This window comes from Hominimerdicola alba, assembly GCF_900109655.1.
GTDB classification, from domain to species: Bacteria; Bacillota; Clostridia; order Oscillospirales; family Ruminococcaceae; genus Hominimerdicola; species Hominimerdicola alba_B.
On sequence record NZ_FOAT01000012.1, the window covers coordinates 60853 to 73794 of the forward strand.

Below are 12942 nucleotides of genomic sequence, written 5' to 3' on the forward strand. Positions count from 1 at the left end.
CTGGACACGAAACTGGACGCAGACGATGAAAAATAGGGATTCTGCGAGGTTTAAAGCCTTATACGCGAGTTTTCGAATCCCTCCTTCTCCGCCAAAGCGAAAACCGCTTGTTTACGTAATATCGCGTAAGCAGGCGGTTTTATTATGCTCTCAACAATAACTGTATGTGCATGATATGCACAGAAAAACTGTATTTTTCACAAAAACTGGACATGAAAACTGGACACGCGGACACAAAAAGAGAGCCGGAGAACTCCGACCCTCTGCCCCTATATTCTTTCTTTGTTTTCACCCTAGCCGTACTGCTCGATAGCTCTTGCAGCTTCTTCGAGTGTTGAATAATGTTCTACGCTTACCCTGTTGTGTACTTCTACGTCACCGGGAAGAACCGACACCCAAGCGACCACTCCATGTACATCTGGTCTGTGTGCTTCCCAAGTGAACCTGTCGTCATCTGACTTCATGAAGATCACGTTACCGATCACTACCGACATATTGTGACCACCTCCCTGTGTGCGTTGGTGCTCGCTGTGTTCCAGATCGAGACGAAGCGAGAACCGACATAACCGTTTTCCTTGCAGAGCTCTTTGCAGCGGACGTATACCTCACGGCGCTTACTGTATTCAGCAGGCTTGCCGTATTTCTCCCACATTTCCCTCATGGCGTTCTCGCAGTATCTGATGCACTCTCTTATAGTCAATGGTCTCATGATCTTACCTCCTTGATCTCTATCCAACTTGTCTTGTCACAGTCGCGGTTATCGTTCTCGTAGTTGTCAACCTCTGCTATGCTCATGCCGTCATAAGCTTCTATGTGATGTTCTGCAAGCTCTTCCTCAGAGTGCTCGTTGATGAAATCATCAGCATCAAACATTCCTGCTGTGATAGCCTCGCTGATGATCTCTGCATTTTCTTCATCGGTCTCACCGATAAGTACAGCGGGTATCTCGTTCTCACCCCAGTAATACCACTTGCGGTGTGCTCCGTCCAGTACCAGGACACCGTATCCGCCGTTGTCGCTCTGTAAGTACATCTTGTTTTCTGCCATTGTGATTACCTCCGTTTAGTTAGTTGTGGGCGGCAGTAGAGCCGCCCTGTTGTCTTAGTTCTCTATGAAATCGTAGTTGTAAGCCGCGTACTCGCTGCACCTGTGGAGCAGTATAGCCAGATCGAAGAGGAACTTCGCTTCATTCGCTCTGTCAATCCTTGCCCACGAGGAGAAGCTTCTATACCTGGCATCTGCATCAAGATATCCTACGTTGCAGCAGTCCTTGTCGGTGAAGTATATCGAGATCGTGATGTTGTTGCCGTCCTCGTAGCGGACGATGTATTCATCGGTTCCGGTATCTTCCATCTTGCGAACGTTGGCTGTGCCGAGCTCACTTGCGCCCTCGAGTATGTTTATAAGCCTGCTGATGAACTTGTCATTTACTGTCATTGTGATTACCTCCGTTTATCTTATCCTTCCATGAACTTCCGAGCTGCTTCAAGTTCGCTTGTCAGCTCCTGTATCTTCTTCTCGATCGCTGATATCCTGTGCTCCGTTTCGTCACGCTTCAATATCTCTTTGTTCCGCTCCTCTATCAGGTCTGCCAGTTCATTGAACGTGATCGGTGCAGCGTTAAGCGCTGCACCTATGAACGTATCTGTTTTCATAGCTTCACGGTCGTATGCCATGCAGGCGGTCACCGAATAGTCGTGCTTTCCGCAGATACCCAAGTCCATGACCTGATGCTCTGCGCTGTAATTGCTTTCTGCGTTTACCTTTGTGAGGTAGTCTATACCGTTCACTCTTGCGACTACCATGTAGAACTCTAACATCTTGCTCACCTCGCTGCTATATCTTCATCTATGGCTGCCTTAGCTTCTTCTATGGTGCCGTATGCTTTCGGGGAGAAAGCTCCGTAGGGAGCTATGCAAACAAACAGGATCCTCGGGTTACCTGTGATGGCGTATCTTCTGTACTCGTACAGATCTGTGTCTATCATTCTCAGTGTATCGTTCATATCTCAATGCCCTCCTTCTTGACTTCCGCTGCTTCCATGAAGTAGTGGTAAGCTGTGCCTGCCTTGTTACGCCTGTTGCACTCCTCTTGTGCTTCACGACCGGTACCGATGATGTAGGCAACTATCGGGTCGTGCCTTGTAGCGAAGTTACCTATCTGCTTGAATACGAGATACATTGTGTCTTTCATGGTGCTTACCTCCTTAATCATCCCAGTATTCGAATAATTCATCTAAAGCCTTTTCAACTTCTCCTGTATAGGGCTGTATAGGCTTCTGATTTTCCGATAGCTCTCTGTCTATCCTTGCTTGTTCTCTTTTGTGCTGATCTCTCAAACTCTCTGAATACCCATTGTCATACGCTGTTATTAGGTATGATTTTCCGCGATACTCATAGAGTAAATCTGTTCTGTATGCATTGTATTTATCCTTGAATTTTCCTATCAGTACCGCGTTCATGGTGTTTACCTCCTTGTGAATTGTATTACTGCTCTATAACGAGCGGGATTTCTATTTCGAGCATCTTTGAAAAGTCACCGCTTGCGAAAAGTTCGTTGTTTCTCTTTTCCATAGCATCAGCTTCATCCTTGCTTATCTCAACAAGTTCGTTATCAACGGTCTTAAAGTATCTTTTCATATCACTTACCTCCTGTGGTCTGTGGTTCGTATCTCTTACTGTGCTTTTATTATATCCGAAAATTCGGTAATATTCAATTCGCATTATTACCGAAAATTCGGTATCATTTTTGTGCAGAATGTTACCTTGTTTTCGGTAAGGTTTTATGATACAATGTAAGCGGGAGGTGATATCATGTCGTTACAGTACAAGATCAATGTATTAGCAGCCCTGAAAGAAAAGGGTTACTCCACATACCGTCTCAATGTCGAGAAGATCATTTCACACAGCTCTATCCAAAAACTGAAAGAGGGAAAGATGCTCGGCGCTGACGGTATAGCTACCCTGTGTGAACTGCTCGAGTGTCAGCCCGGGGATATACTGTCCTACGAACCAGAGCCGAAAGAGTGAGGTAACAACATTCGCGCTCGCGCGCGTATACGGGCGCAGATATGGCGTGTATGGCGTATACGCGCCCTTAATATGCTATTTCTAGTCTATTACCTATTTTTATGTTACTTTGTTACCTTTATATATGAAACATAGTAAAATAGGGGGTTTTGGGGGTAACATTTAAGGTAACATTAGGGGTAACAAGAAAATAAACAGGGGTAACAGAAAATAGGGGTTTCGGCAGAATGTTACCGCTCTTTGTTACCCCACTACTTATCCACTTTTGACAATGTGAGAAATGATTTTGAGGGGGTATATTATGCAAATTACCGATAGAGAGAAATTCAGACAGCAGCTCTCAGAGTACTATGCGAGAGATATCGAAGGACTGAATGATGAAGATCTGATAGCAGAAGCACTCGCTTCAATTGAAGCAGTGTTCAGCCACATGTACGAAGATGATGTGCTCGAACGTTCACGTCCTTATGCAGTATCATACCTCGCGCTGTGCGCTGCCCAGGAGCTGCTTTCTAAGAAATGAATATTGCTAGCAATAACAAATCCTCTCCCGGAACTACCCGAGAGAGGACTTTTTATATATGGAGGTCTGCTTTAATGGTTGTTATACTCTCTTTGTGAAGCCTGCTGCAAGGCATATCCACCCTGCACCGCTTTTGAGCTTGCCCCAAGTCTGACCATCAACGACCTTATCAGCCACTATGGTGTATACGCCGTGATCTTTGATGCTGCCGACCACCTTGTTTGATACGCCTGCTCCTGACCTGATGTTGAGATCGTCATGCACGACTTTGACCCTGTATGTCTTAGCCGCTGCCACAGCCGCCGCAGGATATACCGCGTTACCGTTTGCATCGAATACCTTATATCCTGCCTTGCAAGCTTTCTTTGCGTTGTCAAGGCTCTTGAATGCACCTATCTGAGACTTACTGTCAGCCCAAGACTTGCGCACACGGTATATCTGAGAAGTACCGCCGCCAGTACCGGGGTTGGTCACCGTAGGCTTAACAGCAGGCGCGGGTGCAGGAGCTGCGGGTGCTGTGGTAAGGAGCTTGTTTACCTCAGATGCAATATAAGGGAACTTACTGCCAAGATAGGGGCCCGGGCAGCCGGTAGCGAAGAACCACCTGTGCATGGTGAGGTTACCCGATGTATCTCCGGTGTAGTTGATGCGCTTAATGCCGTTTCTTCTGCAGATATCAGCGCACAGCTTAATGCAGGCGTTGAGCGCTGCATCGGTCACCTTCCAGTTAGGCTCACCTGCACCCGGGGCATTGGCTACCTCGATTGTTACAGCCCTCATGTCGTTCTCCCTGTTGGAGCTCGTCCATGCGCGGTATCTCTCGTCTATCATCACACCAATATTGCCGTTACTGTCTATGCAGTAGTTCGTGGATCCACCTCTGGACTGCACCGCATTACAGCAGCCAGACAGCGACAAATTACCCGCCATGTGGTGGATGGTTATTTTGTCGATGGCATGATCTCTTATGTTGTAGTGGTCAGATATACCGCTCCACTTCCACTTTGCAAGACTACTATTGCTCATACGTCTACACTCCTTTACTTTTCGTGGTTCAGATCTGCGTTCATAAGTGCTGATATGCCTGCTGCTATTGCCGCAGTCAGCAGAACTCTCAGAGCCTGACTGTCTGATGTATCTGTCAGTGCTATGTTAGCACCGATGTAACCGATTGCCGCCTGTCCGAATGTCCTGAGGGCTCTGTACAGCCACTCGCTCATTTTCTTCTTATTCATGCTACCCCTCCTATAATCTATCATAGGACAAACACAGCCGTTCGCTGTGCCGCTTCTCGGGCTTATCCTGTGAAGTTGTACCCCTTAGAGGATAAGCCCCTCAGAAACGCGCTCTCGTTGTCCTAGTGGTTTACGCTGTTCTCCAAAGCATCAAGCCTGTGATGTGCAGACTTCGTGGACTGCTCACACATGATAAGTCTGTCACGTATCTCCTGCAGGTCTGCTCTGGTGTGCCTAACGTCTGCTTTCATTTCTGATATGTTCGTGTTCAGCGTTTCAAGCTTGACTATAACCGTAGTCATTTCAGCCGCTGTCTGCCTGTTATCCGTAGTCTGATTACGTTTGAGGTTTGTGAAACCTACGATTGCCGCCACCAGAAGTGAAAGGATTGATATGATAACACTGATCTCCATTAGCTTACACCTCTATTTCTATGAAGTCCTCGATTGCCATAAGCAGGTCGGGTGCTATGGAGATATCCTCGCCTGATATGTTTATCTTGTCAGGCACATCTACCTCGACAGCTACGAGCTCACTGAACTGCTGCGCGAACTCTGCCTTTTTGTCGCTCGGTATGATATACTGCTTGCCGTCCTCGCTGAGCGTACTGCCTACGCTCTGCAGGAGCTTGATGCGCTGTTCATTGAACAACTCAACCTCAGCGGCCACAGCCTTGATAAGCTTAGCCACCTTGTATGCCGTAGCGATCTTGAGGTCTTTTCTTGCAAGCTCACTAAGAGCTATCTGTGCATCGAGTATCTTTTCAAGTCTTACTTTCATATTGATTTCCTCCTGATTTCGTCAAGTTCCTTCTGCTGCTTCTTGACTATTTCCCAAAGTATGGGTATGAACTGTGTGTAATCGAGATAGAGGTCTTTTCCGTCACCGTAGTGATCGTGATATCCTCCGAAGTCCTTCTCCGAGAGCCCGACTTTCTCCATAGCCGCCTTAACGTCCTGAGCAATAAAGCCGCACATGGTCTGGTCTGGGTAGGATTCTTTATATTGGAACGTAGTAGCTGAGAGATTATCAAGCAGAGCCGTGTATCTGTCGTCTAAGTCTACGATGTTCTTTTTCTTTCTGCGGTCCGATGTTACGACATCGTTACCGGATGTGTATGCTCTTGCTCTCAGATATATTTCTGAACCTCTGATGTATGTTGGGCAAGCGTACTGTCCACCGATACCAACGAACACACCGGGGTTTGATACGGTATTATCGTAAAGGAAAGCCCAGTTACCGCCGTAGGATATGCCTGTGTTATCAGCAAACTGTATTGGTGATGCGATCTTAGCCGCAAATCTTATCTCCGAGCCCTTGATGTATGTGGTGCAGGCGTTAGAGCCTGTTATACCAACATTCACACCTGAGCCATTAACAAAGCGGAATGCTACGTTACCGCCGTAGCTTATACCGTAGCCGTCAGTGAATTCAAAGTTGGACTTAACCTTACCGTTGACGAACTTCAAGTCACCCGAGAACCAGTGACGGCAGCCATAACTTGTATAGTAGTCGCTGTAATTCATACGGTAGTATGGTGTTACTTCGTGATTGTATAGGGTACCTATCATAACGCCCTGGAAGTTCGTGGAGCCGAGTAGAGCATACTGTGCCTTAGTCGGGTCCGAACTGCTGACCGCAGCGCCCAGACCGCCGACACGGTTATTGTTAAGGTATGCGTGTACCTTACCGTCCATCACCTTAATTTTACAACCTTGCTCGTCTGCACCTGTCTCTAACGTACCTGTCAGCGTTGCATTCGTTGCTGACATCGTACCGGAGCTCGATACAGAGAAGTTCTTAGCTGATATGGAGCCTGTGGAGAGGTTGATGTACGTACCCGCCGTAACACTACCGCCTGACGTAGCATAGTTCGATGATTTGATAGAGCCGCCTGTCAGAGTAAGGTTTGAAGCCGTCACCGTGCCATTGGCGGAAAGCTTGAAGTACGTGCTGTCCACAACAAATCTGTTTGAAGTCATCTTTATCTGACCTGTGCTCGCGTTGATCTCGGACACCAGATTAGCACTCTTAACGCACAGATTGATATTGCTAGCATTCTGTGTTATTGCTGTCTGCTGACCGTTCACTGTGCTGACTAACGAGGTTATCTGGTTAGCCTGCTGTGATATCTGCGATTCAGCTGTTGTGAGCTCAGATACGATAGATGTTATCCTGTTCGCCTGCTGCGTTATCTTCGATTCTGCCGTTGTTACTCGGCTTGCTATGCCGTTAACTGTGGTCTGTGTAGCGTAGGTCTGCTGCACTCTCGATTCAATGCCGCTAGCTGTCTGAGTAACAAGCGTAGTATACTCACTTGTGACCTGCTCATAGAAGTCACCATCCACATACTCTGCAAGCGTTTCCGTAGCTGATACCGCAGAAGTTATCCGGTCAGAAAGGAGCTGCAGGTCTGACGTGTGTCGGGTTGATGTGACGTAGTTCCTCAGCTTGTTGTCCGTCTGCGTGTTAGCCGCATTATATGCCGCCGCTGCCTGACCCTGAGCATATGTCATAGCACGTGTGGTCTGTGCTGTAACTGAAAGAGATATCTCTTCCTGTGTCTGCCTGATAGCTGTGTCAAGCTGTTCTGTGGTTACGAACTCAACGAGCCGCATATCCGTGTAAGCCGCTGCAGCCGCTGCCGCTGTATCTGCCACAGCATTGATGTTCTCCTGAACGTCCTCAGGAGCTTGTCTATAATCAGATGCTTTCGTTGATGATTCAAGCATCGGGTGCCAGATGTAGTATGTTCCCGCGGGTAAGTACAAGTCACATGAGCTGTTAGCTTCTGCCGAAGATGTGCAGGTATATACATTCCACTCCGAAGTGACGGAAAGCGCGAAGGGTGTAGAGCCTACATAAGCAGTTACAGTCCTTGCGGAACTAGCCTTTATCCAGAGCCTTAACGTATAACTGCACTCTCGCGCTATCCCGGCAAGGGCAAAGAGCCCTGCCGAGACAACTTCAAGAGCAGCCATAACACTTGTATCACCGTTCGGGTCTATGCCTGTATAGCGTGATACAGAGTTAGCCATTAGCAGAGACCTCCCTCTTCAAGTGTAGGCATGAGCTCTTCGAGCTCGTTGATCTCATCACGAAGAGCCTGTCTTGCGGCATGAACTTCGTTGATATCATAAGGGGCTTTCATTCCTGCCGCCTTATACTCTGCTATCTTGATAACCTTGTAGTCAGATGCTGCAAGCTGACTTTTAAGGATACCGATCTGATGTATAGCATCAAATGTTGTCATGTAATCACCTCCTGCTTATAGTTTTTGTCTTATACCCTGCTCGGTATTAACCGAACAGGATAATGGGACGAACGTAAGATGCGCTAGACGCGCCGTTACCACCTGCAAGACCGGAGTTATTGCAAGTGCAGAAGAACGCCGCACTCATAATGGAGCGGAGCCATGTGGTGGAACGTCCGAACTGAACAGGATTTACAAAGTTGAATACTGCCAGTTTCTCAGCATCTGCACCGACATCGTAAGCACCGCTCGACCATACAGAAGAACCGTACAGCTGATTCTCGTTCATGAGCTGCAGTTCAACAGCACTCCATGCTGCTGCATTAGCCGCGCCTGTCTGGTCACCGCCTGCCGCAGATGCCGCAGAAGCATTGATAGCAGTAGTAAGCCAAGACTTGTGTGCGAGCAGGTGATTATCCAGTGCTGTTTTAAGAGACTTAGCATAGCAAGGAAGTGTGATCTGGTGCATATCGCTGTTTGCATAAGCGCCAACGGTCGTGTTGGTGGGGTTCATGCTTGCCGCTGTGGCAAATGTAGAACGGGGTACCAGTACAGCGTGATGTGTACCAAGTGCGGTATCACCTATGCCGTAGTAGTAGTCAAAGTGAGCGAACATCAGAGCAACGCTCTCGGTCTTTGTCAGCTTAGTGGCGTAGATCTTGCCACTCTGGGGTGTGGCATCTGAGGTTGCGGTCCATACCCTCTCATTGATAGTGCCGCTAGCTTCGTAGTAGGTAGTACCGCTGTCGAAGGTAGAGCCGGTGAAGTGTGTGTAAATGTCTGTGGTCAGAGATACTGTGAAGTAGTCACCGATGAACAGATCATCGAAGTTACCGCTGTGTACCATGCTGTACATCTGAGCAACAGTATACACGTTGGTGAGGTCTTTACCTCTGAAAATACCGTTGTGAGGAGAACCGTTGCCCCTCAGGGTCTGGAATGTGTCCGATATCTTGAACACATCGTCCAGATTAGCACGTGCGAACGTGCCGCCGTTGTCAATGTAGACCTTTGCACCCGCTGTTACGGAAGCCGCTGCATCAACCTGTGTGATTTCCTTTGTTGCGAGATTTTCATTAGCCATTAAAGATTCCTCCCTTGAATCATTAATCATATAACAAGCCATTTGCCGTTATCTGTGAGGGCAAATGAGCCGTCTGTCAAGCCGTTGTTGTAGAAGAAATGAGTTGTGCCTATCAGATCTATACTATTCAGTATGAGATTTCGTGCACCTACCTCAAATGCTTCATACTCTGCCTTAGTGGTATATGTGCTGCTTACGGTCTGTAAGATGCTGCCCTGTGTCTGCTCGATAGCACTCTGCATCTGAGCTGTCGTGCTGTATGAGGTCAGCAGATTATCAGTGTAGCTGTTAGCCGCTGCCGCTGCTGCATTTGCTTTGCTTGCCGCATCTGCCGCCGCTGTTGCTATTGCCGCCGCTTCTGCTGCATCTGCTTTGCTCGTTGCATCTGTTGCCGCTGCCGCTATTGCCGCCGCTTCTGCTGCTCCTGCTTTGAGTGTAGCATCTGCCGCCGCATCGTCCCTCACTCCGTCCGCGTAGGAGATAAGCTCCGTGCGGGTGTCGGTTATGGTCTGGGTGATACTGCTTGCGGTCTGCTGTATCATTGACCGTACATCGGTAGTCGTGCTGTAATCAGCTATCTTTACATCGTAGTAATTCTTAGCCGCTGTCTCTGCCGCATTGGCTTTGCTCGTTGCATCTGCTGCCGCCGCAGTTCCTACACCGTCAGCATAGGTTACTGCATCTGCATATGTTGATGCACCCTGAGCTGTGACTTCTGCATGAGTTGCATATGTCTCCGAGACTTCCTGTGTGATAGAATCTATCGCCACATCAACATAGGAGTGCATCTGAGCCGTTGTACTGTAATTGGTGAGTAGTGCGTGCTCTATGCTGTTAACGCCTGCGAGAGCCGCTGCAGCATCTTGTAGAGCCCTTGATACCTCACTGTCTCGGATAAGCATCCAGTAGAAGTTACTGAGCATATCACCGCCGTCCGTGAGGACTACGCCGCCTGCTGTGAATACGTTCTGCGACATGAAGCGGTATGAATAACCGTTGCTGTCGTAGTACATATTACCGATGTGCTTCTGCAGCTCACCATTTGCCGCCCAGTCCGCAGCAGGATAGTTATACAGTGTAGGAGCTTCATCACCAACGAAGGTATTCGTTGCACCGTCAATCTGCTGCTGTATGCTCGATATCTCCGAGCCTAGTGCTATGCTTACCGAGTTGATGTTCTGGGTAAGCGTGGAGTACTGGGTGTTCATGGTCTGTGTCAGAGCATCAGATGCAGCAGTGATATCCTGCTGCCATATCTTAGATGATATCTGACCTTGTATGACCGAGATCGCCGTACCCTGTGAGCTGATCGTACTGCCTTGTGTCGTAACAAGTGTAGTCAGGTTCGTGAACGCTACGTCAAGGGTTTGGTTCTCGGTATCGAGTTTGATCTTTGCACCGCTCAGAGTGTTCGAGCCGTCCTCGTTTATCGCGCTGAAAAGTGAATCTATGTCAAGCTTGTAAGCTGATATGTTGGCGTTGTCCATTACAACATCATTTCTGATGACTTTTCTCGTGATGCCGTCAGCCGTGAGACCGAGTGCATCAAACATGAGGTTACCCTCACCGTCCCAGATGTACAAGTTGTAATCTTCCTCTGCATCCTCACCGATCTGCACCCTGACGTTGGTTCCGTCCGATATGCTGATAGTGTTGTCTACAATGGAAAGCTTATGGGAGTTGTCGCCGTATATGCGGATAGCATTGGTGAAGATGTTACCCGCGCTGATCTTGCTAGCAGATACGCTCTCGATCATAGCACTTGTGATCTGTGCATTTCCAAGCTGTGCTATCACAGCATTTGCAAAAGAGGTCTGTATGCTTGTACCTGTCGCAGAGCCGAACATCAGAGTATCGATATCCGCTACGTTCGCTTCAACGGAGCCTATCCTCGCAGTAGCCGCCTGCAGGTCAGTTATGTTAGCTTTCTGCGCTACCAGTGTACTGATATTCGCTGTTGCCGCTTGCAGATTAGTGATATTGGCATTTACTGCCGTGATATCCGAAGCATACAAGCTGTGGAATGATGCCACATCACCCTCGAGGTACTGTACACGTGCTGTCACCGCCGTGAGGTCGGTAACATCTGCTTTGTCAGCCCTCAGCTGTCGGATATCTGCCTGTGCAGCTGTCAGTGTGCCTGTTATCTCTACGTCTACCGCTTCAAGGTGTTCTATGACAGCGTTTGTAGCTTCAAGGTTCTCGATAGTAGCATAGGTTATCTCTGCTATATCAGCCCTCAGGTACGAGGTCTTTATCTGGTTAGCATCACGCTTTAATCTCTCGATCTGCTGATGTGTACTGCTTCTGTCCTCGTCCCTGCTGTCCGTAGCCTTTGCGGAGAGCTTGTCAGTCATGCTCTGGAAGCCTGCTAACGTTCTCTCGAAGATGTACGTCTCAATCTGCTCTCCGTCAGAATCAATTGTTATCATGTCCCCGACTTCTAACCACGGTCTGCCTGTTATCGGTGTGTTGTGCCCGGTATAGGTGATACCCTCGAAAGCTCCGTATATCGTCTGTGCTACTCTTGCGAGGTCTGCATCGTTGAGATCGTAGCAGAGGAAGTTATCACTGATCGTGTAGGCGTTGAAGCCGCCCTGTGCAGGATAGACAATGCCCTGCTCATTGGAGAGCGAATAAGCTATTGCCGCTTCAATCTCCGGAACTGTCCAGTTCTCGTGTGTAGCTCCTGCCTTGTAGTGGTCTGCACCGCCCTCAAAGAGCGTTATAACTGATTCGGTGCCCAGTCTGACGAAGGAAAGCTGACCCTGTCTGTTGATGTGACCGAAAGCTCCGTTTATCTCGCAGATAGCTCTTAATGCCTGCCGTCCTGTGAGGTTGATATCCACAGCATCACTCTTTGTGATTACCATATCATCAAGTGGTAACCGCTGTTCGGGTGCTGTCTCAACGCCCACATGAGCGCACAGTGCAATTCTGAACTGCTGCAAAGTCATCGGGAACGAGAGCGAGTTGTACCACTCGAAGATCTTCACATCGAACTTAATCATGCTGTCATACGCTGTCAGAGTGTAGAACCATGTGTTGTTCTCGTGCGGTACATCATCGACATAGAATGTGCCCATGTCGAGCTCAACTGAGGTGTTACCCTGTGAAGCGTTGAGCACGACAACAAGCTTCTTGTCTTTCAACTCCGAGCTGTTGAGGTTAGCAAGCTTCACTGTCAGCACCGATGATTCACAAGCACCTATGTCAAGGCTCTGAGCGGAGCACAGACTTTCCTTTATGGTCAGACTGTTGTCAACCATCTTTTCTGTCGGTATCGTGAACTCGGGTTCATCGTCAGAGTTGTATACAACTATCTGCCAATTCTTGACGGTACCGTTTGCTAGCAATATCTGCTGCTGTTCGCTAGAAATGTCTATCATCGCTGCTCACCGTACCCTATGAATTTGAATGTCGTTGATTTGTATATCAGGGTGTTATCCTGTATACGGCTGTATGTGAACGTCATATCGGGCATATAGAACGTATCTGTGCAGTAGGCCATTCGTTCATCATTCCAGTATGTGAGCGTGAGTTTACGCTCCATACTGTTGATGATGCCGCTCTCGATAGCTTCTTTGAATGCCGCTACCTGGTCAACGTTCAAGCCGTCAAGTGTCGTTAATTCAAGTGTTGAAGTCACCCCCGGCAGAACATTTCTGTGAAGTATGCCGTAACCGTCACGGTACGAATCCTTATCCTGCCTTTGGTCAGGGGTGCATTTAAATCCCTCTGCAGCTAAGTACTGATCGAGGATAGTTCCGTTGTAGGCTTTTACCAGATAGCCCCTAAAGTTGCTCATACTCAATCAC

General features: G+C 48.3%; 20 protein-coding genes. 2 read left to right on the forward strand and 18 right to left on the reverse strand.

Annotation, left to right across the window (positions count from 1 at the left end; genetic code table 11):
* Positions 1–293: 293 nt before the first annotated feature.
* From BMY75_RS12585 to BMY75_RS18015, 9 genes are read right to left on the reverse strand one after another with little or no spacing between them, the layout of a single operon-like run.
* Entirely contained in the window at positions 294–494 is a 201-nt protein-coding gene (locus BMY75_RS12585; protein WP_074834245.1) for a hypothetical protein, read from the reverse strand.
* Positions 485–709: a hypothetical protein gene (locus BMY75_RS12590; RefSeq protein ID WP_074834247.1), complete on the reverse strand. Its 225-nt coding sequence runs from the start codon at positions 707–709 to the stop codon at positions 485–487. Before BMY75_RS12590 ends, BMY75_RS12585 begins: the two co-directional genes overlap by 10 nt.
* Positions 706–1047 (reverse strand): hypothetical protein, encoded by a 342-nt coding sequence (locus BMY75_RS12595; RefSeq protein ID WP_074834251.1) that lies wholly within the window; start codon positions 1045–1047, stop codon positions 706–708. The genes BMY75_RS12590 and BMY75_RS12595 overlap by 4 nt, the downstream gene beginning before the upstream one ends.
* Before the next feature lie 54 nt (positions 1048–1101).
* Positions 1102–1437 (reverse strand): hypothetical protein, encoded by a 336-nt coding sequence (locus BMY75_RS12600; protein ID WP_074834254.1) that lies wholly within the window; start codon positions 1435–1437, stop codon positions 1102–1104.
* Between the two features lie 20 nt (positions 1438–1457).
* On the reverse strand, positions 1458–1820 hold the full coding sequence (locus tag BMY75_RS12605) for a hypothetical protein (RefSeq protein WP_074834257.1): 363 nt from the start codon (positions 1818–1820) through the stop codon (positions 1458–1460).
* A gap of 5 nt (positions 1821–1825) precedes the next feature.
* The gene (locus BMY75_RS12610) at positions 1826–2005 is read right to left on the reverse strand and encodes a hypothetical protein (protein WP_074834259.1); all 180 of its coding nucleotides are present in this window, start codon (positions 2003–2005) and stop codon (positions 1826–1828) included.
* Positions 2002–2193: a hypothetical protein gene (locus tag BMY75_RS12615; RefSeq protein WP_074834262.1), complete on the reverse strand. Its 192-nt coding sequence runs from the start codon at positions 2191–2193 to the stop codon at positions 2002–2004. The genes BMY75_RS12610 and BMY75_RS12615 overlap by 4 nt, the downstream gene beginning before the upstream one ends.
* A gap of 13 nt (positions 2194–2206) precedes the next feature.
* Positions 2207–2461 (reverse strand): hypothetical protein, encoded by a 255-nt coding sequence (locus tag BMY75_RS12620; protein ID WP_074834264.1) that lies wholly within the window; start codon positions 2459–2461, stop codon positions 2207–2209.
* A 25-nt stretch (positions 2462–2486) separates the two neighbouring features.
* Positions 2487–2639, reverse strand: a complete 153-nt coding sequence (locus BMY75_RS18015; RefSeq protein WP_170844296.1) for a hypothetical protein — start codon at positions 2637–2639, stop codon at positions 2487–2489.
* A 174-nt stretch (positions 2640–2813) separates the two neighbouring features.
* On the opposite strand from BMY75_RS18015, the gene BMY75_RS12625 reads away from it, so the two are divergent.
* Entirely contained in the window at positions 2814–3029 is a 216-nt protein-coding gene (locus BMY75_RS12625; protein WP_074834266.1) for a helix-turn-helix domain-containing protein, read from the forward strand.
* Between the two features lie 301 nt (positions 3030–3330).
* On the forward strand, positions 3331–3552 hold the full coding sequence (locus tag BMY75_RS12630; protein ID WP_074834269.1) for a hypothetical protein: 222 nt from the start codon (positions 3331–3333) through the stop codon (positions 3550–3552).
* 81 nt (positions 3553–3633) lie between these two features.
* Here BMY75_RS12630 and BMY75_RS12635 read toward each other — a convergent pair whose 3' ends face one another.
* The 9 genes from BMY75_RS12635 to BMY75_RS12675 all read right to left on the reverse strand — a co-directional run bounded on the left by BMY75_RS12635 (position 3634) and on the right by BMY75_RS12675 (position 12932).
* A complete protein-coding gene (locus tag BMY75_RS12635) occupies positions 3634–4578 on the reverse strand; it encodes a peptidoglycan recognition protein family protein (RefSeq protein ID WP_074834271.1) in 945 nt (314 codons plus the stop codon).
* A 14-nt stretch (positions 4579–4592) separates the two neighbouring features.
* Positions 4593–4787 (reverse strand): hypothetical protein, encoded by a 195-nt coding sequence (locus BMY75_RS12640; RefSeq protein WP_074834274.1) that lies wholly within the window; start codon positions 4785–4787, stop codon positions 4593–4595.
* A gap of 122 nt (positions 4788–4909) precedes the next feature.
* The gene (locus BMY75_RS12645; RefSeq protein WP_074834277.1) at positions 4910–5200 is read right to left on the reverse strand and encodes a nucleotide exchange factor GrpE; all 291 of its coding nucleotides are present in this window, start codon (positions 5198–5200) and stop codon (positions 4910–4912) included.
* Between the two features lie 4 nt (positions 5201–5204).
* Positions 5205–5567 carry a hypothetical protein gene (locus BMY75_RS12650; protein ID WP_074834280.1) on the reverse strand — a complete coding sequence of 121 codons (363 nt, stop codon included), beginning with the start codon at positions 5565–5567 and terminating at the stop codon, positions 5205–5207.
* Entirely contained in the window at positions 5564–7825 is a 2262-nt protein-coding gene (locus BMY75_RS12655; protein WP_074834283.1) for a tail fiber domain-containing protein, read from the reverse strand. The genes BMY75_RS12650 and BMY75_RS12655 overlap by 4 nt, the downstream gene beginning before the upstream one ends.
* Positions 7825–8040: a hypothetical protein gene (locus tag BMY75_RS12660; protein WP_074834286.1), complete on the reverse strand. Its 216-nt coding sequence runs from the start codon at positions 8038–8040 to the stop codon at positions 7825–7827. The genes BMY75_RS12655 and BMY75_RS12660 overlap by 1 nt, the downstream gene beginning before the upstream one ends.
* A gap of 46 nt (positions 8041–8086) precedes the next feature.
* Positions 8087–9124, reverse strand: a complete 1038-nt coding sequence (locus BMY75_RS12665) for a hypothetical protein (RefSeq protein WP_074834289.1) — start codon at positions 9122–9124, stop codon at positions 8087–8089.
* 26 nt (positions 9125–9150) lie between these two features.
* Positions 9151–12513, reverse strand: a complete 3363-nt coding sequence (locus BMY75_RS12670) for an autotransporter outer membrane beta-barrel domain-containing protein (RefSeq protein WP_074834292.1) — start codon at positions 12511–12513, stop codon at positions 9151–9153.
* On the reverse strand, positions 12510–12932 hold the full coding sequence (locus BMY75_RS12675; RefSeq protein WP_074834294.1) for a DUF6711 family protein: 423 nt from the start codon (positions 12930–12932) through the stop codon (positions 12510–12512). Before BMY75_RS12675 ends, BMY75_RS12670 begins: the two co-directional genes overlap by 4 nt.
* Positions 12933–12942 lie beyond the last annotated feature (10 nt).